Here is a 22807-nt window from a genome sequence, read left to right on the forward strand (position 1 = left end):
TTTATACACTTATCCCGTTAATATGCCGTAAATGGTGGGTAATATAGTAAGTGAAGTTATTAATAACAAATTTTCTAAAAAGGTGTGAATAGATATGAATCAAGAATTTAATCAAGAACACACTCCCAAACCAAAAAAGGAAAGAAACACTTTCCCAATGTTAATGAGTGGTGTAGCCGGAGGTGTCATTGCGGCTTTATTTACAGGAGGAATTTTTCTGACGCAATTAGATGATAATCAAGACGTTGCTTTGGAAAATACAGTAGAGACGGAAGAGACAGCAGAAAGTTTGCAATCTACTGATCAGGAAGCAGTAACCACTTCGAATCTATCTAACGAGAATACAAACTCAATTAGCGGAGCGGTAGAAAAAGTATCAGATGCCGTAGTTGGTATCTCGAATGTGCAACAAGTTAGTCTCTGGGAAGAATCAGATGCAGCGGGCACTGGCTCTGGTGTTATTTATAAAAGCGATGGTGAGAACGCATATGTGGTAACCAATAATCACGTAGTAGAAGGAGCCGAGCAAGTAGAAGTTATTTTAACGAACGGAGAACATGTTGAAGCAGAAGTCTTAGGTACAGACGCATTAACTGACCTTGCTGTACTACAAATTCCAAATGATCAAGTAACAACTGTAGCTGAACTAGGCTCATCCGATGAATTGACAGTCGGTGAAACAGCGATTGCAATCGGTAACCCTCTTGGCACCGAGTTTGCCGGATCGGTGACACAAGGTATTATTAGTGGTTTAGATCGAGCAGTCGATATGGATTTAAATAGTGATGGTCAAGCAGACTGGACAACAAATGTTATTCAAACAGATGCTGCGATCAACCCTGGTAACAGTGGTGGCGCATTAATTAACACGAATGGCCAATTAATAGGAATTAACTCGATGAAAATTGCACAGGCTGCAGTAGAAGGTATCGGTTTTGCGATTCCAGTTAGTGATGCAAAACCTGTTATTGAGCAACTAGAAACAGATGGTGAAGTGGTTCGACCATTCATGGGTATTAGCGCTGTCGACTTGTCAACAGTACCAGCTCGCCACGTTCAAGAAACATTGAAATTAGAAGAGAGTGTTGAGGGCGGTATTGTCATTGCCGATGTAGAATCGAATTCTCCAGCAGGTGAAGCAGGATTGCAACAATACGATGTCGTAACAAAAATCGATGATCAAGAAATCAGTTCAATGCTTGATTTAAAAACGTATTTATACCGCGAGACCGAAATCGGTGATGAAATTACAGTGACCTTCTATCGTGAAGGAAACGTACAAACTGCAACCATGACATTAGATAAACAGGAAGATCTATAAAGTGAGACAAATAAAACCTAGGCTCTAGCCTAGGTTTTTTATTTACCATGATTGATGCAATATCTAGTGGTTGGAATAGCTAATAAGCGATCTTCTGAAATTTCTATTCCACACTCCTCACAAAGATGATAAGTACCTTTTTCAATTGCTTTTAATGCATGTTCAACTTCTTCTAATTCTTGTTGTTCATGTTCTTGTATAGTCAGATCTTTTTGCCGCTCATATAATTCAGTTCCCATATCTGCAGGATGATTGTCAAAACTTGTTGATAATTCTCCAACTTCTGCATCCAATGCTTTATTTTCATTGACACTCTCTGCATTATTCTGCTGTAATTTCTCTTTTCTTTCATTTAAATAACTTTGACATTGCTCTAGTATTTCTTGATTCATGTTTATCCTCCTTTTAGTCCACTTATTCCCATTATTTAATAAATAAAAACAACCATTAGTCTCAATCGCTTTTTTCTGATACAGTAAAAGAAAAAAGGAGAATTGTGATGACAAAAACTATTGGTTTTATTGGATCAGGTGTAATGGGAAAAAGTATGGCGAGCCATTTAATTGATGCAGGTTATCACGTACATCTTTTCACCAGAACAAAAGAAAAAGCGCTTGAGCTCTTAAATCAAGGAGCCATTTGGGAAGATACAGTAGCTTCTCTTGCAACTAAATCAGATATTATCATTACCATGGTTGGTTATCCTTCTGATGTTGAAAACCTTTACCTTGAAGAGAATGGTATTATTAATAACGCCAAACCAGGCTCCTATTTAATTGATATGACAACATCCGACCCGCAATTAGCAGAAGAAATAGCAAAAGTTGCTGAAACTAAAAAGTTACACAGCTTAGATGCCCCTGTATCTGGTGGTGATATTGGCGCTAAAAGTGGGAAATTAGCCATTATGGTGGGTGGTACACAACAGGATTTCGATACGATGTTACCTCTCTTTGAAATAATGGGAGAAAATATTGTATTGCAAGGGCCAGCTGGAGCGGGGCAACATACCAAAATGGCGAATCAAATTAATATAGCTTCCACCATGATCGGTGTATCAGAATCAATTATGTATGCAAAAAAAGCAGGATTAGACCCTGAACGTGTGTTAAAAAGCATATCCACTGGAGCAGCAGGGAGTTTTTCTTTATCTAAATTAGCACCACGGATGATCAATGACGATTTTGAACCAGGGTTTTATATCAAACATTTTATTAAAGATATGAAAATTGCCCTTACCAATGCTAAAAACATGGGAATTCAAACGCCTGGTCTAGCTCTATCACTTGAATTATATGAAGAATTAGCAGACAAAGGATTAGAAGACCGCGGTACACAAGCTTTGGTCAAGTGGTTTGAAGGGGATTTGTAATAGTTTCTATTGATTTTAATAGGAAAAGTTTGTTACAATATATGCTTGCAAGAGACAATGTTATATGTATATCCAACCTAAACACGTTTATATCTTGCAAATATGAATTGATAGGTGGTAGAAAAATGGAGACAAAAGAAACGTACCAAGTATTATTGTATTATAAGTTTGTAACAATCGAAGACCCAGAAACGTTTGCCCAAGAACATTTGGATTTTTGTAAAGACTTAGGTCTAAAGGGACGAATCCTGATTGCAGAAGAAGGCATAAATGGAACAGTTTCTGGAACCGTTGAACAAACAAATAAGTATATGGAAGCAATGAATAATGACCCGAAGTTTGCGGACATGGTATTTAAAATTGACAAAGCAGATGGTCATGCATTCAAAAAGATGCACTGTCGTCATCGACCAGAACTTGTCACACTTCGTTTAGGTGAAGAAGATGTCGATCCACGCGAAAAGAATGCCGACTTCTTAAATCCAAAAGAGTTTTATGAAGCAATGAAAGATGAGAACACAGTGATTCTCGATACTAGAAATGATTATGAATATGAACTTGGTCATTTCCGTGGTGCCATCAATCCAGATATAGATAATTTTCGCGATCTGCCTGAGTGGATAGAAGATAATCGTGAACAATTAGAAGGTAAAAAAGTATTAATGTATTGTACTGGCGGAATTCGTTGTGAAAAATTCGGTGGTTGGATGAAAGAAAAAGGCTTCGATGATGTTGGACAGCTTCACGGCGGGATTGTCACATATGGAAAAGATGATGAAGTACAAGGTGAATTGTGGGATGGTCAATTATACGTTTTTGACGAGCGTATTTCTGTCCCTGTGAACCGTAAAGAGCATGTAGTGGTTGGTCGTGATTATTTTGACGGTGAGCCATGTGAACGTTATGCCAATTGCGCCAATCCTGAATGTAATAAGCAGATTCTTTGCTCAGAAGAAAATGAACATAAATACATGCGAGGATGTACACACGAATGTCGTGTTAGCCCGCGTAACTTATATGTGCAAGAGCATGATCTAACTGAAGAAGAGATACAAGCAAGGTTAGATCGTATTGCGGAAGAAGACGGCGTAGTGCAATAAATAATTCAATGAACAGATGAAAGAGTTAGCTTTATGCTAGCTCTTTTTTGTTTGTAGTGTATGGGTATAAAGTAGTTTCCAATTTTTTGAGCATATTTTTCTGACATTGTTTGACTTTATGCTATCCTTCTTGATAAGGAGGTGATGGTGTTATGTCAATCTATGATTTAAAAGTCCAGACACCTAAAGGCGAAGAAAAATTAGTAAATGATTATAAAGCCAAGGCAATGATCATTGTGAATACAGCAAGTAAGTGTGGTTTTGCTCCACAATTTGATGGATTGCAAGAACTATATGAAAAATACAAAGATGATGGTTTGCAAATTCTCGGGTTTCCAAGTAATCAGTTCATGAATCAAGAGCCTGGTTCAAGTGAAGAAGCGGAAGAACATTGTCGTATTAATTATGGAGTCAGCTTCCCTATGTTTGGAAAAACAGAAGTTCGCGGAAAAAATGCACACCCTCTGTTTCAACACCTAACAAAAGAAGCACCAGGTATAATTTCCGGATCGATTAAATGGAATTTCACCAAGTTTCTTATCGATGAAGAGGGTAACGTAGTAAAACGCTATGCACCTAAGACAGAACCTAAAGACATAGAAGAAGATATTAAAAAATTACTGCAAAAAAGCTAATAGAAAGTAGCATGTTCACTTCGAGCATGCTATTTTTTTGATTAGAATCCTCACATCTCCTTTTTCTATTGTAAGAAAGCAAATAAACCTTGTTATATAATCTGACAACAAACATGACTTTTATTCTAATCAAATAGTATTATTTACTCATAACAACGGATGTTTCATTTATTAACATCCGTTGTTTCATGTTACTACATCATCGCATACTTACAACTACTATTATAAAAAGGATGATGAGAATGGATACTGTGCAGTTAAATATTGATTTTGTTTGGATTATTTTAGCTTCCATATTAGTCTTTTTTATGCAAGCTGGATTTACAGCATTAGAGGCCGGTCTTGTAAGAGCAAAAAACTCTATTAATGTTGCCATTAAAAATATGAGTGACCTTTTGATAGCTTCGATGGTTTTTTCACTTTTTGGTTTTGCTATTATGTTTGGTAATACAGCAGGCGGATGGTTCGGTACCAGTTTATACTTTTTTCAAGGATTAGAAGAGGATCCTTGGAATTGGGCGTTTCTATTTTTTCAAATCGTCTTTGCTGGCACGGCGGCTACGATTGTTTCTGGTGCAATAGCTGAACGTGTGAAATTTGGCGTATATTTAGTTGGAACATTCTTTATCGTATTAATCATCTATCCAATCTTCGGTCATTGGGCTTGGGGAAGTTTACTAAACAATGAGCAAGCAGGTTGGTTAGAAAACATCGGATTTGTTGATTTTGCTGGATCAACGGTAGTTCATTCGATCGGTGGCTGGGTCGCACTCGCAGCAGCTATTGTTGTTGGGCCGCGTATTGGTAAATTCAAGGATGGAAAAGCTCATTCCATGAAACCCTCTAATGTAGTATTAGCAACAATCGGTGTGTTTATATTATGGTTAGGATGGTTTGGTTTTAATGCTGGTTCGACAACAAGCGGGGATTCCTCGATTGCAATGATTGCACTAAACACTCATTTAGCCGCTGCTGCGGGTGGATTGTTCGCGATGGTCGTCAGTTGGATACTATATTCAAAACCCAAAGTAGAAGATATATTAAACGGGGTATTAGCAGGATTAGTAGCTGTTACAGCTGGCGTTGCAGTCTTAACTCCCCTAACAGCTATTCTAGTAGGAGCTATTGGTGGAATTATCGTTGTTTTCTCTCTTGTTTTTATCGAGAAGGTGTGTAAAGTGGATGATGCGATCGGCGCTGTTTCAGTTCATGGGGTTTGCGGCGCATGGGGCACCATTGCTGTTGGTTTGTTTGGTACTATGTCCTTACTCCCTGCCGAGACAAGATTAGAGCAAATTTATATTCAATCGATAGGTGTACTTGTCGCCTTTCTTTGGGCGTTTTTACTCGGGTTTATTGTCTATAAAGGTATTAGCTTTGTAATGAAAATCAGACCAGATCACCAAGAAGAAATAGATGGACTGAATGTAAGTGAACATGATGCTTCCATTGCTATGGTAGACACGATTCAATCGATGAATGATATCGCTAATTCAGCAGGGGATTTAACACATATGATTAAAGTCGAACCTGGTGAAGACACATATGAATTAAACCTAGCTTTTAATAAAGTAGTAAGAAAATTAGATCTACTAATTAGTGAAGTGAAAGGTGCATCTTTCTATGTAGAAAATTCTGCTGATGATTTACTCAAAATAACGAGTAGCTTAAAGAACAAAAGTAAGGAACAAGTGGACACGATTCAAATAACGCATCAAGTCTTTCAGGAATCTGATCAGCGACTAGAAAAGGAATTGGAACGTGAAAATGAGGTGATTGCAACCATTCAACAATTCTTTTCTTCTGTCGAACAAGTTGGTGACAAAGTCATTTATTTAACAGAAGAAATGGAATCGATCAAAACTACTATAAGCGATATTTCGAACATGAATAAGGATGTTGGAACGACATTGCATAACTATCAGCAGCAAACGGAACAAGTTCAAAGATTCTCAAGCCAAAGTCACGCCGTCATGAAAGTCATTAAAGATATAGCGGAACAAATTAATCTACTTGCTTTAAACGCAAGAATTGAAGCAGCACATGCTGGTGAGTATGGCAAAGGTTTTGCAGTGGTAGCAGAAGAAATTCGCAAACTTGCCGAACAATCCAAACAATCAACAACAGAGATAGAAGAAATTATTACAGGTACTGTCGATACCATACAAGAGGGACAAGAAGAATTCACCACGCTTTCTTCTAAATTAGTCGCACTATCTGAACAGTTAACAAATATGCCCAAAACATTTAATTTTATTGATAGTGAAGTAAAACAAATCGATTATATTATGACTGAATTTAATGAGAATTTACAACACATGAGTAAAGATACCTCCCATATGCTAGAAAGCAAACAAGAGCAAAAGTTAAGCTTTCAAATGATGTGCGATAAAGTCGAAACCATTTTTGAACAGATGAGAGAAAGCGATGCTTCGATTGAAGATATTACGAATAGAATATCCACGATGAGAGATCAAAGCTTATCATTATCACAAAAAGTGCATCAGTTTAAAACTAGTTGAGGTTTCGAGAGTATACTTTTTTAAATACAAAAAGTGGCGGATATATAATTCCGCCACTTTCTCACGTTTATCCGTATCAGCCAATGTCCTTCAATAAGTTAGCCATTTCAATCGCAGAAACAGCTGCTTCTGCCCCTTTATTACCTGCTTTTGTCCCTGCACGTTCGATTGCTTGTTCAATCGTATCAGTCGTAAGAACTCCAAAAATCACTGGAATGCCTGCATCCATTGAAACACTTGCCACACCTTTGGAAACCTCGCTACTTACATAATCAAAGTGTGGGGTAGAACCACGAATAACCGTACCTAATGTAACTACTACGTCATATTTGTTTGTCTCTGCCATTTTTTTGGCTACAAGTGGAATTTCAAAGGCACCTGGTACCCATGCCACCTCTACATCTTCAACAGCTACACCGTGACGACGAAATGCATCTTCTGCACCACTCAATAATTTTCCTGTAATGAATTCATTAAACCTTCCTACGACTACCCCTACTTTTAAACCTGTACCAACTAAATTTCCTTCATATGTTTTTGTCATTTCTAAATTCCTCCCCCATTTTGATGGTTAACATGTAATAAATGATCTAATTTGTCCACTTTTGTTTGTAAATATTTTTCGTTATTTTTGTTGGCTGGTATCTCAATTGATTTTCTCCCTACTAACTCTAACCCGTACTCTTCAACACTTGACAGTTTACGAGGGTTATTCGTTAACAAATGAATTTTACCTACTCCTAAATCACGTAAAATTTGGACACTAATTGCATAGTCTCGCAAATCATCAGGAAAGCCGAGCTGATGATTAGCCTCTACCGTATCATAGCCCTCTTCCTGTAGTTTATATGCTTTCATTTTATTAATTAAACCGATACCTCGGCCTTCTTGACGCATATATACAAGGACACCACGACCTGCTGTTTGGATCTCTTCTAATGCCTTTTCTAATTGTGGTCCACAATCACAGCGTTCCGAGCCAAATACATCGCCTGTTAAACATTCGGAATGAACACGAACTAGTGTCGGTTGATCTGGTGTTAACTCCCCTTTATATAGTGCGATATGTTCTTGCCCCGTATATTTTTCAGTATATGCTACTAATTTAAAATCACCGTAAGACGTCGGTAAATTGATTTCCGTTTCCTTTACGATTAATTGATCATAACGCTTGCGGTACTGTATCAACTCTTGAATCGTAACCATCGGCATATCGTGTTGCTCAGCTATTTTCTCTAAATCGGGTTGGCGTGCCATTGTTCCGTCTTCATTCATAATCTCACAAATAACAGCAACCGGCTTCGATCCCGCTAAACGTGCTAGATCAATTGCAGCTTCCGTGTGGCCTGTTCGTTCCAATACTCCTGCGGTTTTAGCGATTAACGGAAAGACATGACCAGGTCGTTTGAATTCATTAGCAGTCGTTGTCTCGTCTACCAGCTTTTCAATCGTCAGCGCTCTTTCTTGTGCACTAATACCTGTGTGTGTTGAATGAAAATCAATACTTACTGTAAAATTAGTTCCGTGGTCATCTGTGTTGCGAGCTACCATTTCTCCAAGTTGAAAGCGGTCCGCATATGCTTTCGTCATTGGAGCACAAATTAACCCACGTCCTTCTTTTGCCATAAAATTAATCGTTTCTGCCTTGGTATGCTCAGCTAAAGCGATAAAGTCGCCCTCATTTTCCCGATCTTCATCATCAACGACAATGACGATCTCCCCTTGTTTTAGTGCTTGAATTGCTTCTTCTACTGTTCTTTTCACTGTCAGCACCTCCTTAAAATCCGTACTGTTTTAGTTTTTCTTCAGTTATAGCTGATGGTTGGTTATTGCTTGATTGAAGGAGACGCTCCATATATTTGGCTAGCATATCGAATTCAACGTTCACAATATCTCCTTGTTGCTTGGTTCCTAGTATAGTAGCTTGCTGCGTTTCTGGAATCAGTGAAATCGTAAAACCATTATCATCAACACCAAATACAGTGAGTGAAGTACCATCGACTGAAACCGATCCTTTTAATGAAATATAGCGTGTTTCGTTGACACTGATATAATAATATTTCGCATTATCTTCTAGCCATGTTCGTTCAATGGTTCCAACCGCATCAACATGACCTGAGACAAAATGGCCTCCGAATCTGCCATTAGCATGCATTGCTCTTTCAAGGTTAACAGATGATTGACTGACGAGCTTTGCTAATGAAGATCCACGAAAGGTCTCTGGAATTACATCGACTGTGAACCAATTTGCACCAAAGTCTGTAACGGTTAGACAAACACCATTCACTGAAATACTGTCACCTTTCGCTACATCTTTCGTCACTTTTTCACCATGTATTCTTAATTGTAATGCTTGATTTGTCTGTTTAATCGATTCAATTTTCCCTTTTTCTTCAACAATTCCGGTAAACATTAGCCATCCTCCTTTGGTGTAGCCATGATCTTAAGATCTGAACCGATCTGCTTAATATCAGTAAATGAGAGTTCTAGCGCTGATTTCATCCATGTCGGCGATTCACCACCAATAACAGAACGTGCATCTTGCCCACCCAATAGTTTAGGCGCAATATACCAATGACATTCATCGACCAAGCTCTCTTCTAGAAAGGACCGATGTATGGTTGCACCGCCTTCGACATAAAGCGATTGAATCTTTTCTTCAGCTAAAATCTCCATTAAATCGCTTAGAATGATTTGATCGGTCGCCATTTGTATGACTTTAATTTGTGGATAAGCTTGTTGAAAACTTGCTTTGTCCGCTTGTTTGCCACAAATAATCCATGTATTGGTGTCATTTTTTAATACGTTGGAATCGTCTTGAATCGTTAAATCCGTATCTAAAATAATCCGAATTGGACTTTTTCCGCCTTGGGCCAATCTCGTTGTCAGGCTGGGATTATCTTTTTCGATAGTTCGACGTCCTACTAAGATTGCATCATGTTTATGGCGCTCTTTATGAACATCTTCCCTTGCCTTTTCAGAAGTTATCCACTTACTATCACCTGTAACGGTTGCTGTTTTACCGTCCAACGTAGTCGCTGCTTTTAATGTAATAAATGGACGCTTTTTGTTCTGGTAATGAAAAAAGTGTTGGTTAATCCTATGGGCTCTCAGCTCCCCGATACCAATTTCTACTTCTATTCCAGCCTCTTTTAAGATTTGTACCCCTTTTCCCGCTACTTTAGGGTTTGGGTCAAGACAGGCAATATATACTTTTTTCACTTCACTTTTGACTAGGAGCTCTGCACATGGAGGCGTTTTGCCAAAATGGGCACATGGTTCAAGCGTGACATATACTTCTGCATCCTTTGCTTTTTCACCCGCTTGTGCTATAGCATGGACTTCTGCATGTGCTTCTCCAGCTTTCAGATGTGTACCGATTCCTAACAGTTCTCCATTTTTTACAACGACTGCTCCTACAGAAGGATTTGGACTAGTTTGCCCGATCGTTGCCTCTGCTACATTCAATGCAAGATCCATCCATTCTTCTTTTGTTCTCACAAAATCATCACCTTTTATCTCAAAAATCAGAAAAGCCCTAGGTTCATATACCTAGGGCTTGGTTGAATTAATTCATAGTGAAAAACTTGGTTTTGTAGTGTCAAAAATGCCGAATACACAAAGTACGCCTTTCTGTATAGAAAAGCCACTACTCCACCAATTCCTTTTCCCATCCAGACTTTCACTGTCGGCTTTGGATTCACACCAAATCCACCTTCACATTTTTAAAATGATCCGGGTCACGGACTAAAAAAGCTACAACGCTTTTATCACCGTCGGTCGGGAATTACACCCTGCCCCAAAGGAATATACATCGTTATTTAATTATATGTAAAAGTATATAGAATTTTTGTTGGATTTGCAAAATATTAGTTTTGAGATTTTTTATCATTATATGTTAAAATTTGTATTAATCAGGGTTGGAGAGGAAGTAATTCATTCTTGGGTAAGCATTTCAATAACTGAAGTATGGTTATTAGCCTAGAAACCTTGTAATAAAAAGGAGCAATGCGATGATTATAAAACAATTAAAGAAACCTTACGAATTAACTATTTTTGATGCTTTGCATTTGAGAATCAGCTTATCAAAGAAAGAAGAAACATATTATCATAATCTTCAGCTCGGTTATGAAGGAGAATTAAGATTAGAACAAGCTTTACAAACAGGTTTAACACATTCCCTCTATGTATTAAGTGATTTGCGGTTCGAAATTGGCACTAGTTCCTTTCAAATTGATTCGCTTCTATTTACTGGAGAAGAATTGATTGTGCTGGATGCTAAAAATCTTCCTGGTGATTATCATATTTCAGACAAGCGCTGGTTTAAGCTTCCGAATAAGGAAATTAGCAATCCTCTTTTACAACTAAAGCGGCATGAAACTTTAATGCGACAACTAATGGAAAAACTCAAACTCAACCTTCCAGTGGAAAGTTATACTGTTTTTACCCATCCAGAGTTCACCCTCTATCAGGCTCCAATTAATCAGCACTTAATCTTTCCTACTCAAATATCTCGTTTTATCTCATCCCTAAATAAAAGACGACCAGCAAACTCTTCACAGTTAAAATTGGCACAACAACTCATCTCCTTAGATATCGGCGCCTATCCACATCCACAGATTCCAAATTTTCCGTATGATCAATTAAAAAAAGGATTGCGGTGTTTTAAGTGCAGCAGTTTGGCTATGAAAGTAGAAGGAAGAAGCGCTGTTTGCTTACAGTGTCACAGCAATGAACATGTACATGAAGCGGTGTTAAGGAATATTCGTGAATTTCAACTTCTCTTTCCTGATGAAAAAGTGACGACTAATATCGTTTATGACTGGTGTGGGAAAGAATATTCTAGGAAAAGTATTCAAAGGTTATTAGTAAATCACTTTTCAAAAAAAGGGTCAAAACAATGGACTTATTATACACATAAATGAAGGATACTTTTGATGAATTCTCGCTTTTTTTGTCCTTCATCTCGCGTATGAGAGACACTTTTGATGAATTCTCGCATTTTTTGTCCTTCATTTCGCGTATGAGGGACACTTTTGATGGATTTTCGCATTTTTTGTCCTTCATTTCGCGTATGAAGGACACTTTTGATGAATTCTCGCCCTTTTTGTCCTTCATCTCGCGTATGAGAGACACTTTTGATGGATTCTCGCATTTTTTGTCCTTCATCTCGCGTATGAGGGACACTTTTGATGGATTCTCGCCTTTTTTGTCCTTCATCTCGCGTATGAGGGACACTTTTGATGGATTTTCGCATTTTTTGTCCGTCATCTCGCTTATGAGAGACACTTTTATCATTTTGTGTCCGTAAGAATTTCGTCTTCACCTAGAATTCGTACTTCTCGCTCTAATTCAACATCAAATTTCGCTTTTACCGTCTTTTGCACCATTTCAATTACAGAAATATACTCTGTTGCAGTAGCATTACTTTTATTGACGATAAAACCGGCGTGCTTTGTTGATACTTCTGCTCCACCAATACCTTTTCCTTGTAAATCACTATCTTGAATCAACTTCCCTGCAAAATAACCTGGTGGTCGTTTGAAGACACTGCCACAAGATGGATATTCTAATGGTTGTTTGGATTCGCGTTTATAGGTAAGGTCATCCATTATCGCCTTAATGTCATCATACTCTCCCGCTTCTAAGAAAAAGGTTGCTTCTAAAACGATATAACCTTTTTCTGCAATGTTGCTTGTTCTGTAATCCAAGTCAAAGTCCGCCGCTGCCAATTGATGCACATCACCTGTAGAATCTACAACTAATGCACTTTCTAAACAGTCCTTCACTTCCCCACCGTAAGCACCTGCATTCATATAGAGCGCACCACCCACGGTTCCTGGAATGCCGCATGCGAATTCTAACCCTGTTAATTTTTCAGACAAAGCAAAGCGAGAGGCATCAATGATTCGCGCCCCACTTTCTGCAACCACTTTATTTCCTTCTCTACGGATATTCAAAAATCGTTTCAAACTCAAGACAATCCCACGTATTCCACCATCTCGAACAATCACATTCGAACCATTGCCTAATAAGGTAAATGGAATCTCCGTCTTATTAGCATAACGGATCAGCTCTTGTACTTCTTCGATATTAGCGGGCGTTACGAAAAAGTCAGCTTTCCCACCAAGCTTGGTATACGTATGATTTTTTAAATATTCATCTATTAAAATATGTTCTGGATTTATAATTTGTTGTAATTCTTTTAAGATCAGTTGTTTATTCATTTAAGATCAATCCTTTAATTTTTATGGCACACAATTAATCTTTATTATAGCAATAACAAAATATGAACTGCAAACGCAAAAAAAGTTAGATCTCTTTTACCAAGAGATCTAACTTTAACAATTAACCCATAAGTGCTACCATTAGCGCTTTTTGTGCGTGTAATCTGTTTTCTGCTTCTTCAAAAACCACAGATTGAGGACCATCTATAATCTCAGTTGTAACCTCTTCCCCTCTGTGTGCCGGCAGACAATGCATAAAAATCGCTTCATCATGTGCATGAGAAAATAATTCTGTGTTGACTTGATACGTTGCAAAAGCTTTTTCACGCAACTTTTGTTCTTGCTCTTGCCCCATACTTGCCCATACATCAGAGTAAATCACATCGGCATCTTTTACTGCTTCGATCGGATCATCTGTAATCAGCACTTCGCTACCATCTGCAAAACTTTTGGCATGCTCTGTAATTTCAGCTTTCGGTTGGTACCCGTTAGGAGCAGCTATCGCAACATCGATACCCATTTTTGCACAGCCGATCATCAAGGAATGTGCCATATTGTTCCCGTCACCGATGTAAGCAAGTTTTAAACCAGCTAATTCGCCTTTTTTCTCTTTAATCGTCTGGAGATCCGCTAAAACCTGGCATGGATGATAATCATCTGTTAGACCATTGATGACTGGGATCGATGCATTTTCAGCCAAATCCTCCACATCTTTTTGAGAAAAGGTACGAATCATAATACCATCTAAGTAACCTGATAAGACCTTTGCGGTATCCGAAATTGGCTCTCCACGTCCAATTTGAATATCGTTTGAACTTAAGAACAATCCAGTTCCACCTAATTGATAGATGCCAGCTTCAAAAGAAACACGGGTACGAGTTGACGATTTTTCAAAGATCATTCCTAATGTTTTGCCTTTAAGTGGTTGGTACACTTCACCGTTTTTACGCTTATTTTTAATTTTCGTTGCAAGTTCCAGAAGATAAGCTATTTCTGCTTTAGAGTAATCTGCAAGTGTTAATAGATCTCTTCCTTTTAATTGTTCTTTAAAACTCATGGCATTGTATGCTCCTTTTTATTCAAATCGGTTTGTCCTTTACGATGACTCTGAATCGATAAAGGAGACTCTAATAAAACATTTGTTGACGTCAAATAGGATGTTAACGTATCGTTCGCAGTAAAATGAATCGTATCTGAACGTAATGCCGCTTCTCTCAAAGTGACATGGTGATCTTTTTCACCTGTACGATGTGTATCGACAATAAATGCATATTTTTCATCGAGACAGTTTTGCTCTGCTGTAGCTAAATCGATTGTTTCCGTAACCGTTATTTCATGCTCAGCTAATAAATTTGCGGTTTCTACATCTGTTTCAATAGATACATTCAATGCTCGTAATTGGTGTACTAGTGAAGGATCGAGTTTGGTTAGGGATAAGAAAATTTTATCTTGACTTGTTAATTTTTTCAGACTGTCTTCTTTCCAGCCGAACGCTTTTGCCATCGCTTGATCTACCGTTGAACCCAACCCAATTGCTTCTCCTGTTGATTTCATTTCCGGCCCTAATATCGGGTCTACACCAGGCAATTTATTGGTAGAAAAGACAGGCATTTTAACTGCATAATATGGAACATCTTCATGCAAACCAAGTTTCCAGTCTTGATTACCTAAGGCTTCTCCCATTTGCACACGAGTTGCAAGATCAACCATTGGTACACCAGTTACCTTGCTAGCAATTGGTACCGTACGAGATGCACGTGGATTTACTTCCAATACATAAATCGTTTTGCGATCTTCACTTAATACGAATTGGATATTCATAATCCCTTTAACATTTAATGCTTTAGAGATTTTTTGAGCATACAGTTCGATTGTTTGTTTGATTTCTTTCGTTAAATTTGGTGCTGGAAAAATAGCAACACTGTCTCCTGAATGCACACCAGCTTTTTCAACATGTTCAAAGATTCCTGGAATTAATATATCGGATCCATCACAAATTGCATCAATCTCTACTTCATATCCCTCAATATAACGGTCGATAAGTAATGGGAAGATTCGATTTCCTTGTGCATTTGCTTCTAAATTGGCAAGATACTCGGTAAGTTGATTTTCATTGTGTAAAATCACCATTCCTTGACCACCAATTACATAAGAAGGACGCATAAGGATTGGATAACCGATTTCTTTAGCCACTGTTTTTGCATCTTCCACCGCCATCACCGTATCACCAGGGATATGTGGTATATTTAATCGTTGTAAAAGTTGATAAAATAGATCTCGATCTTCAACAGCTTCGATCGCTTTAAGCTCAGTTCCGGCTATTTTGACACCAGCCTTTTCTAATCCATCTGCTAGATTAATGGCTGTCTGTCCACCAAATTGAACAAGTACTTCTTGTGCTTTCTCTTTTTCGATGACATGCAACACATCTTCAACAGTTAGCGGCTCAAAATATAAGTGATCTGCTGTATTAAAGTCCGTACTCACTGTTTCTGGGTTATTATTAATGACTACTGCATCAATCCCTTGACCTTGCAGAGATTTCGCCGCATGCACGGAACAATAATCAAATTCCACCCCTTGTCCGATTCGGATTGGACCAGACCCTAAAACAACCATTCGCTTGTTGCCTTCTAAGGCCTCTACCTCATCCCACTCATTCCATGAACTATAGAAATAAGGCGTTTCCGCAGAAAATTCTGCTGCACATGTATCGACCATTTTATAAGAAGGTGCCAATTGTTCTGATTTTATTTTTTTCTGGATATCCGCTACGTCAACCTCTAATAACTTGGATAGCGTAATATCAGAAATTCCAAACGATTTAGCATCCTTTAACTCTTGGGCACCGATGTCGTTCCAGTCTTTTGCCTGGATTTCTTTTTCTTTGTTAATCATTGCTTCTAGTTCATATAAAAAGTAGTTATTGATCTGTGTAATATCATGAATCTGATCTACTGTCATTCCGCGTCGTAAAGCTTCTGCAACGACGAATAACCGTTCATCTGTTGCCTTGTCCAGAGCCTCATGGAGCTCTTCTTCTGATAACTTTTCGACTCCTGGCAGGTGTAACGAATCAAGACCGATTTCCAATGAACGAATCGCTTTATTGATGGCAGTTGGGAAATTACGAGCTAGAGACATCACTTCACCTGTTGCCTTCATCTGTGTACCTAATAAACGATCAGCTTGGGTAAATTTATCAAAAGGCCAACGCGGAATTTTAGCTGCGATATAATCAATGGCAGGCTCAAAACTAGCATATGTATCACCAGTGATTGGATTAATTACTTCATCAAGATGATAACCTAATGCGACTTTCGCTGCAATTCGCGCAATTGGATAGCCAGTAGCTTTTGAAGCTAAGGCACTGGAACGACTTACCCGTGGGTTTACTTCGATAATAATATAATCATCGTTTTCCGGATTAAGCGCAAATTGAATGTTACATCCACCGATCACACCTAACTCCCGAATCACTCTAACAGAAGAAGTACGCAACATCTGATACTGACGATCTGTTAACGTTTGAGATGGGGCAACAACAATACTATCTCCTGTATGGACACCAACTGGATCAAAGTTCTCCATATTACAAACGATAATACAGGTATCATTGGAATCACGCATTACTTCATATTCGAGTTCCTTCCAGCCTTTTACACTTTGTTCAATTAAAACTTGACTGATCGGACTATAATGGAGGCCATTCTTAACAATTTTACGCAGTTCAGCTTCATTATCCGCAATACCTCCACCAGCTCCCCCTAAAGTATAGGCAGGTCGAACGATCATCGGATAACCTATTTTACTAGCAAAGTCGACCGCTTCATCGATGGAAGAAGTAGACAAACTTTCGGCTACAGGTTCCTCGATATCCTTCATCATCGATTTAAAAATTTCACGGTCTTCCCCTTTTTGAATCGTTTCAAGCGGAGTACCAAGTAATGTAACATGATATTGCTCCAATACGCCTGCTTCATCTAATAAAACAGCCATATTTAGACCTGTTTGACCTCCAAGTGTCGGTAAGATCCCATCAGGACGTTCTTTTTCAATTATCTTTGTAATTGACTCGCAAGTAAGTGGTTCTAAATACACTTTATCTGCTATATTTTCATCTGTCATAATTGTCGCTGGATTATTATTTACTAAAATAACTTCTACGCCGTCTTCTTTTAAGGCAAGACATGCTTGTGTTCCAGCGTAATCAAACTCGGCTGCCTGCCCAATAACAATAGGGCCGGAGCCAATTACTAATACTTTTTTTATGTCGTCTTTCTTAGGCATGCTGTTTCTCTCCCTTAGTAATAAACTGCTGTATAAAATCTACGAATAAATGATGCGTATCAATAGGGCCTGGATGTGCCTCAGGGTGAAACTGTACCGTCATTAAGGCTAAATTTTTATGCTTTAAGCCCTCTACTGATTTGTCATTGACATTAACGTGTGAAACATACCAATTTTCCATATTCACGGAGTCATAATCAACTACGTAACCATGATTTTGCGAGGTAATCATTACTTTTCCTGTCTGTAAGTCTTTAACAGGATGATTGCTTCCTCTATGACCATATGGCAAACGTTTTGTTGTAGCACCATGTGCTAATGCAACAAGCTGATGACCTAAACAGATCCCCATCGTTGGAAAGTTTTCCGATATTTTCTTAATATTACTGGACAGATGGGATAATGCTTTTGGATCTCCAGGTCCATTTGATAATAATACACCGTCTGGATCGATCGATTGTATCTCAATAAAAGTTGTATTGTATGGCACCACTGTCACATCACAACCTAAATCTAATAATGAATGTGCAATAGAATGCTTATAACCAAAATCCATCACAACTACATGGGGAGTAGGATGATTTGCGGGATTTTGCGTTTTATATATTTCTTTTTGGGCTACTGAAACCGTAGAAACAATATCTGAGTTCACTGAAGTATTCGTAGGCTTTTCACTAGGTTCTGTTGTGACTTTTCCATAAACTTCACCATGTTCACGAATAATACGGGTTAATGCTCTTGTATCGATATGTGAAAGAGCAGGGATATTATGCTCATCTAACATTTCTACTAATGTATTGGTTGATTCATAATGTTCTGGATTATGACTTGGAGTAGATACGATAAAGCCTTTTAGTGATGGCTTAATGCTTTCATAATCGATCCCGTTCCATCCGTAATTCCCAATCAGCGGATATGTCATTGTCACTATCTGACCTGCATAGGAAGGATCCGTCATCACTTCTTGATAACCCGTCATTGCTGTATTAAAAACAAGTTCTCCTTCTGTCTCTTTAGGTGTACCTAACCATTGTCCTTCTAATACATCGCCCGTGTTTAAAACAAGATATCCTTGCATTCTGCTTCTCCTCCAGTATCTAGCAATATTTATATTGATTTCGTTTAATTTTTTATTAATTGTTTATAATTATACTACAAAACTTATATTTATGCATTAATTTTGCTAAAAATTTTTAAGTTTTAAAAATCAATGCCTGACCATATGAGAAACCGAGAATGCCCACCCGGTCCTTTTAGTGGTAATTTTGAAATGAAAAATAGGTATAACGATGGATTTTTATACACTACATTTCAAAATGGTTAGATTGAAAATGCGTTGATACTACGGATTATATATTTTCCTTGCTTAAAAATTCAAAAACGCAACTGATCCCAATCAGTTGCGTTTTACTCTTTATTTTAAGACATTTACTTTTTCTGCATGAACTTCGATCCATTCTTTGCTATCCGATAACCTGCTAGTTGCTTGTGTGATTTGATCTTTGACACGGTTCTTAGCTGTACCACCGACAACATCACGAGCATTGACAACAGATTTTGGTGCTAATACATCATAAATATCTTCATCAATTAACTCTGAAAAGCTTTGGAAATCTTTAATGCTTAAGTCTAATAAATAGATATTTTCCTGAATACAGTGTAATACAACCTGACCAACAACAGCATGTGCCTCACGGAATGGTAAGTCTTTATTCACTAAATAATCTGCTAAGTCGGTTGCATTTGAAAAGTCCTCTGCAACTGCTTCATACATATTATCTTTTTTTACATCCATGGTCGCAATCATTGGTGCAAAAAGAGCCAGTGCACCTTTTAACGTTTCGACCGTATCAAACATACCTTCTTTATCTTCCTGCATATCTTTATTATATGCAATCGGTAAGCCTTTGAGTGTTGTAAGCATGCCCATCAGATGACCATATACACGCCCTGATTTTCCTCTTACTAATTCTGCCACATCTGGATTTTTCTTTTGTGGCATCATACTGCTACCTGTACAAAAAGCATCATCTAATTCTATAAAATTGAACTCAGCGCTTGACCATTGTACTAACTCTTCACTTAGTCGTGACAAGTGCATAATTGATAGAGATGCATTGGATAAAAACTCAACCACAAAGTCACGATCACTTACAGCATCTAAACTATTTTCAACAACACCGTCAAAGTTAAGTTTGTCTGCCACATAGTGACGATCAATTGGAAAAGTTGTCCCCGCTAAAGCTCCAGCACCCAGTGGCGAGCGATTAACTCGTTTAAAGCTATCACGAAGTCTTTCCACGTCACGTTCAAACATCGATACATACGCCATCATATGATGGGCGAACAACACTGGTTGTGCACGTTGAAGATGGGTATAGCCAGGCAAAATCGTATCTAAGTTTGCCTGTGCTTGCTCTAAAAGCGCCTCTTGTAGTTTTGTCAATAACTCGATTAACGTAACAAGGGAATCCCGTAAATAAAGGCGCATATCTAGCGCTACTTGATCATTTCTACTTCTCCCAGTGTGTAATTTACCACCAACAGCACCGACTTCATCTATTAGAAGTTTTTCGACATTCATATGAATATCTTCGTTAGCTTCTGTTAATTCTGCTTCACCTGCTTTAATTTTAGCCGCAACAGTTTTTAAGCCTTTTTTAATCGATTCCGCATCTTCATGAGGAATAATCTCACATTTTGCAAGCATCTCAACATGTGCTAAGCTTCCCTGAATATCATATTGTGCTAATTTTTGATCAAAGCTGATCGATGCTGTATATTCATCCACTAATTCATTTGTTGGTTTTGTAAATCGTCCGCCCCATAATTTCATTGTTTCACTGATTCCTTCATGTCAATTTTTGTTTTTTCCATAATTTTTGCTTTATCCGCGTGAACATTATTCACTGTTGAATGAACTTTTGTTGGCAAGCCCCAAAGCTTGATAAAGCCAAGTGCTGCTTCGTGATCGAATTCGTCACCTTTACTATATGTTGCAAGGTTAAGGTCATATAATGAATTCTCGGATTTACGTCCAACCACAAACGCTTGCCCTTTATATAGCTTGACTCTTGCTACACCATTTACATATTTTTGTGTTTCGGTGATAAATGCTTTTAATGCATCTGTTAATTGTGTGAACCATAAACCATCATAAATTGCTTGCTCTAATTGCTGCTCCACAACTGGCTTGAATTTCGAAACTTCTCTTGGAAGAGTAATTGTTTCAATTTCTCTATGCGCCTGAATAAGCGTAATCGCAGCAGGTGCTTCATAAATTTCGCGTGATTTAATCCCTACAAGACGGTTTTCAACGTGATCAATTCTACCGACACCATGTTTACCTGCAATTTGGTTTAATTCTAAAATTAATTCATGTAAAGGATACTCTTTACCATTTAATGCAACTGGTTTCCCTTGTTTAAATTCAATTTCAATCATTTCCGGCTCATCTGGTGCATCGATTGGATCAACCGTTAATTCAAATGCATCTGCCGGAGCTTCTGCCCATGGATCCTCTAACACACCACATTCATTGGCACGGCCCCACAGGTTTTGATCGACACTATAAGGACTATCTAAATCAATTGGAATCGGAATACCATTTGCTTGTGCATATTCAATTTCTTCATCTCTGGTCATACCCCATTCACGAACAGGTGCTTCAATTTTTAATTCTGGATTTAATGAAGTAAAGGCCACATCAAAACGTACTTGGTCGTTACCTTTTCCTGTACAACCATGTGCAACTGCTACTGCGCCTTCTTTTTCTGCAATGTCTACTAATACTTTTGCAATTAACGGACGAGACAATGCAGAAACTAATGGATATTTATCTTCATACATCACATTTGCTTGCAGGGCAGGTAATACGAAATCTTCAGCAAAAAGCTGTTTTGCATCAACTGAATAAGATTTGATTGCTCCTACATCGATTGCTTTGTTTTTTACAAATTCTAAATCTTTACCTTCGCCTACATCTAAACCGACTGCTATTACATCATAATCGTATTTGTCTTGTAACCATTTAATAGCAACGGAAGTATCAAGACCCCCTGAATATGCTAGTACTATTTTTTCTTTTGCCATTTCAAAATCTCTCCTTAAGTCTATTTTATAAATATGAATTTATTTGTTTTGATTAATTATGTATTATTATGCACTATTTAGTATATTAATTCAACCTTTATCGTGAATTTTTTTATTTTTTTCTAAAAAAGCCTGTTATACTAATCTTCCCACTGATTTGTTTATTGTATGCATTTTTTAAATGAGTAATCTCTCTTGCTTTTTTTAACGATCCTCCATATAAATATACATGTTTATGAATAAATATGAATATTGATTCTATTGTAACCTCTTTTAACAACAGACGTCTAATCTTTTAAAAAGAGGGGGTATTCCTTATGAAAAAAATATGGTATTCATTATTCGTTATTTTGTTATTGGTTGCTTGTTCTAGTGAAGGAGGCAGTGATGAATCATCTGATAAAGAAGCTATAATGGAAGATAGTGGTGGTCAACCAGGACTCAGTACCGACCAAGCAAAAATGAATGATATGAATATGGAAGAAGCAGAAAACACGGCAGATAAAACAGCTGAAACAGAAAATGATCAAGATATAGCAAATGTCGAGGATAGAAAAATCATTCGTAATGCAAATTTCCGTCTTGAATCCGAAAGCTTCGATGACATGGTCACTTTTCTTGAAAATCAAACAGAATCTTATCAAGGCTATATTGTAACTTCGAATTATTCCAATCATGAGGAACAAGAACAACGCTTTGGTTCATTGACTATCCGCATACCCGCCAAACGATTTCAGGATTTTATAGCTATGGTTGAGGATGGTGATATGAAAGTACTTGATAAATCTGTCAGTGGCGAAGATGTTACAGAGCAATTTGTTGATTTGTCATCACGTCTGAAATCGAAGGAAGTTGTAGAAGAGCGACTGCTTTCTTTTATGGAAGAAGCGGAAAAAACAGAGGATTTATTAAAAATCTCAAATGACTTAGCAGAGATTCAAGAAGATATTGAGCAACTTACAGGAAAAATAAAATATTTAGAAAACCAATCCGACTATGCCACGATAAACATGGAATTAGTGGAAAGGAAAGTAGATATGCCTTCTGTTCAGGATGAATCATCAACAACATGGGAAAAAACCAAGGAACAGTTCTTAAAAAATATACAAACACTACTTTCCATTGCTTCTGGTATATTCGTATTCTTGGTAGGTAATGCCCCTGTTCTTATATTAATATTAATTATTGGGATTATCATTTATCTCATCTTCAAAAGGAAACTTCCTAAAAAGGATTAATATAGCTACA

General features: G+C 37.7%; 18 protein-coding genes and 1 riboswitch. Of the genes, 7 read left to right on the top strand and 11 right to left on the bottom strand.

What is annotated here, in order from left to right; translation table 11 throughout:
• Positions 1 to 94: 94 nt before the first annotated feature.
• Positions 95 to 1321 (top strand): S1C family serine protease, encoded by a 1227-nt coding sequence (locus BN3107_RS01125; protein ID WP_058305803.1) that lies wholly within the window; start codon positions 95 to 97, stop codon positions 1319 to 1321.
• Positions 1322 to 1359: 38 nt separating this feature from the next.
• Here the strand turns inward: BN3107_RS01125 and BN3107_RS01130 are convergent, their stop codons facing one another.
• Entirely contained in the window at positions 1360 to 1713 is a 354-nt protein-coding gene (locus BN3107_RS01130; RefSeq protein ID WP_058305804.1) for a TraR/DksA C4-type zinc finger protein, read from the bottom strand.
• A gap of 107 nt (positions 1714 to 1820) precedes the next feature.
• Between BN3107_RS01130 and BN3107_RS01135 the strand changes: the two genes are divergently transcribed.
• The 4 genes from BN3107_RS01135 to amt all read left to right on the top strand — a co-directional run bounded on the left by BN3107_RS01135 (position 1821) and on the right by amt (position 6950).
• Positions 1821 to 2693, top strand: coding sequence for an NAD(P)-dependent oxidoreductase (locus BN3107_RS01135; protein ID WP_058305805.1), 873 nt, complete (start codon positions 1821 to 1823; stop codon positions 2691 to 2693).
• A gap of 125 nt (positions 2694 to 2818) precedes the next feature.
• On the top strand, positions 2819 to 3793 hold the full coding sequence (gene trhO / locus BN3107_RS01140; RefSeq protein ID WP_058305806.1) for an oxygen-dependent tRNA uridine(34) hydroxylase TrhO: 975 nt from the start codon (positions 2819 to 2821) through the stop codon (positions 3791 to 3793).
• Positions 3794 to 3945: 152 nt separating this feature from the next.
• Positions 3946 to 4428 carry a glutathione peroxidase gene (locus BN3107_RS01145; RefSeq protein WP_058305807.1) on the top strand — a complete coding sequence of 161 codons (483 nt, stop codon included), beginning with the start codon at positions 3946 to 3948 and terminating at the stop codon, positions 4426 to 4428.
• Between the two features lie 242 nt (positions 4429 to 4670).
• Complete coding sequence (gene amt, locus BN3107_RS19685) at positions 4671 to 6950, top strand: ammonium transporter (RefSeq protein WP_058305808.1); 2280 nt, start codon at positions 4671 to 4673, stop codon at positions 6948 to 6950.
• A 76-nt stretch (positions 6951 to 7026) separates the two neighbouring features.
• Here amt and ribH read toward each other — a convergent pair whose 3' ends face one another.
• The 4 genes from ribH to ribD are packed head-to-tail and all read right to left on the bottom strand — an operon-like array spanning position 7027 to position 10451.
• Positions 7027 to 7494, bottom strand: a complete 468-nt coding sequence (gene ribH / locus BN3107_RS01155) for a 6,7-dimethyl-8-ribityllumazine synthase (RefSeq protein WP_058305809.1) — start codon at positions 7492 to 7494, stop codon at positions 7027 to 7029.
• Positions 7495 to 7496: 2 nt separating this feature from the next.
• Positions 7497 to 8714, bottom strand: coding sequence for a bifunctional 3,4-dihydroxy-2-butanone-4-phosphate synthase/GTP cyclohydrolase II (locus BN3107_RS01160; RefSeq protein ID WP_058305810.1), 1218 nt, complete (start codon positions 8712 to 8714; stop codon positions 7497 to 7499).
• Positions 8715 to 8727: 13 nt separating this feature from the next.
• On the bottom strand, positions 8728 to 9363 hold the full coding sequence (gene ribE / locus BN3107_RS01165) for a riboflavin synthase (protein ID WP_058305811.1): 636 nt from the start codon (positions 9361 to 9363) through the stop codon (positions 8728 to 8730).
• Positions 9363 to 10451, bottom strand: a complete 1089-nt coding sequence (gene ribD / locus BN3107_RS01170; RefSeq protein ID WP_262359927.1) for a bifunctional diaminohydroxyphosphoribosylaminopyrimidine deaminase/5-amino-6-(5-phosphoribosylamino)uracil reductase RibD — start codon at positions 10449 to 10451, stop codon at positions 9363 to 9365. The genes ribE and ribD overlap by 1 nt, the downstream gene beginning before the upstream one ends.
• 157 nt (positions 10452 to 10608) lie before the next feature.
• Positions 10609 to 10761: riboswitch (FMN riboswitch) on the bottom strand.
• Positions 10762 to 10963: 202 nt separating this feature from the next.
• Here ribD and BN3107_RS01175 point away from each other — a divergent pair.
• Complete coding sequence (locus tag BN3107_RS01175) at positions 10964 to 11875, top strand: nuclease-related domain-containing protein (protein WP_058305812.1); 912 nt, start codon at positions 10964 to 10966, stop codon at positions 11873 to 11875.
• A 369-nt stretch (positions 11876 to 12244) separates the two neighbouring features.
• On the opposite strand, the gene murB is transcribed toward BN3107_RS01175, so the two are convergent.
• The 6 genes from murB to BN3107_RS01210 form a co-directional block, all read right to left on the bottom strand.
• Positions 12245 to 13177, bottom strand: a complete 933-nt coding sequence (murB, locus tag BN3107_RS01185) for a UDP-N-acetylmuramate dehydrogenase (protein WP_058305814.1) — start codon at positions 13175 to 13177, stop codon at positions 12245 to 12247.
• Positions 13178 to 13298: 121 nt separating this feature from the next.
• A complete protein-coding gene (gene argF / locus BN3107_RS01190; protein WP_058305815.1) occupies positions 13299 to 14234 on the bottom strand; it encodes an ornithine carbamoyltransferase in 936 nt (311 codons plus the stop codon).
• The gene (carB, locus tag BN3107_RS01195) at positions 14231 to 17467 is read right to left on the bottom strand and encodes a carbamoyl-phosphate synthase (glutamine-hydrolyzing) large subunit (RefSeq protein ID WP_058305816.1); all 3237 of its coding nucleotides are present in this window, start codon (positions 17465 to 17467) and stop codon (positions 14231 to 14233) included. The genes argF and carB overlap by 4 nt, the downstream gene beginning before the upstream one ends.
• Positions 17460 to 18545, bottom strand: a complete 1086-nt coding sequence (locus BN3107_RS01200) for a carbamoyl phosphate synthase small subunit (protein ID WP_058305817.1) — start codon at positions 18543 to 18545, stop codon at positions 17460 to 17462. Before BN3107_RS01200 ends, carB begins: the two co-directional genes overlap by 8 nt.
• Before the next feature lie 336 nt (positions 18546 to 18881).
• Positions 18882 to 20303: an argininosuccinate lyase gene (argH, locus tag BN3107_RS01205; RefSeq protein ID WP_058305818.1), complete on the bottom strand. Its 1422-nt coding sequence runs from the start codon at positions 20301 to 20303 to the stop codon at positions 18882 to 18884.
• Entirely contained in the window at positions 20300 to 21559 is a 1260-nt protein-coding gene (locus tag BN3107_RS01210) for an argininosuccinate synthase (protein ID WP_058305819.1), read from the bottom strand. The genes argH and BN3107_RS01210 overlap by 4 nt, the downstream gene beginning before the upstream one ends.
• 317 nt (positions 21560 to 21876) lie before the next feature.
• Here BN3107_RS01210 and BN3107_RS01215 point away from each other — a divergent pair, with 317 nt between their 5' ends.
• The gene (locus BN3107_RS01215; protein ID WP_058305820.1) at positions 21877 to 22797 is read left to right on the top strand and encodes a DUF4349 domain-containing protein; all 921 of its coding nucleotides are present in this window, start codon (positions 21877 to 21879) and stop codon (positions 22795 to 22797) included.
• The last annotated feature ends 10 nt before the right edge of the window (positions 22798 to 22807 follow it).

The organism is Gracilibacillus massiliensis (assembly GCF_001458115.1).
GTDB lineage: Bacteria > Bacillota > Bacilli > Bacillales > Amphibacillaceae > Gracilibacillus > Gracilibacillus massiliensis.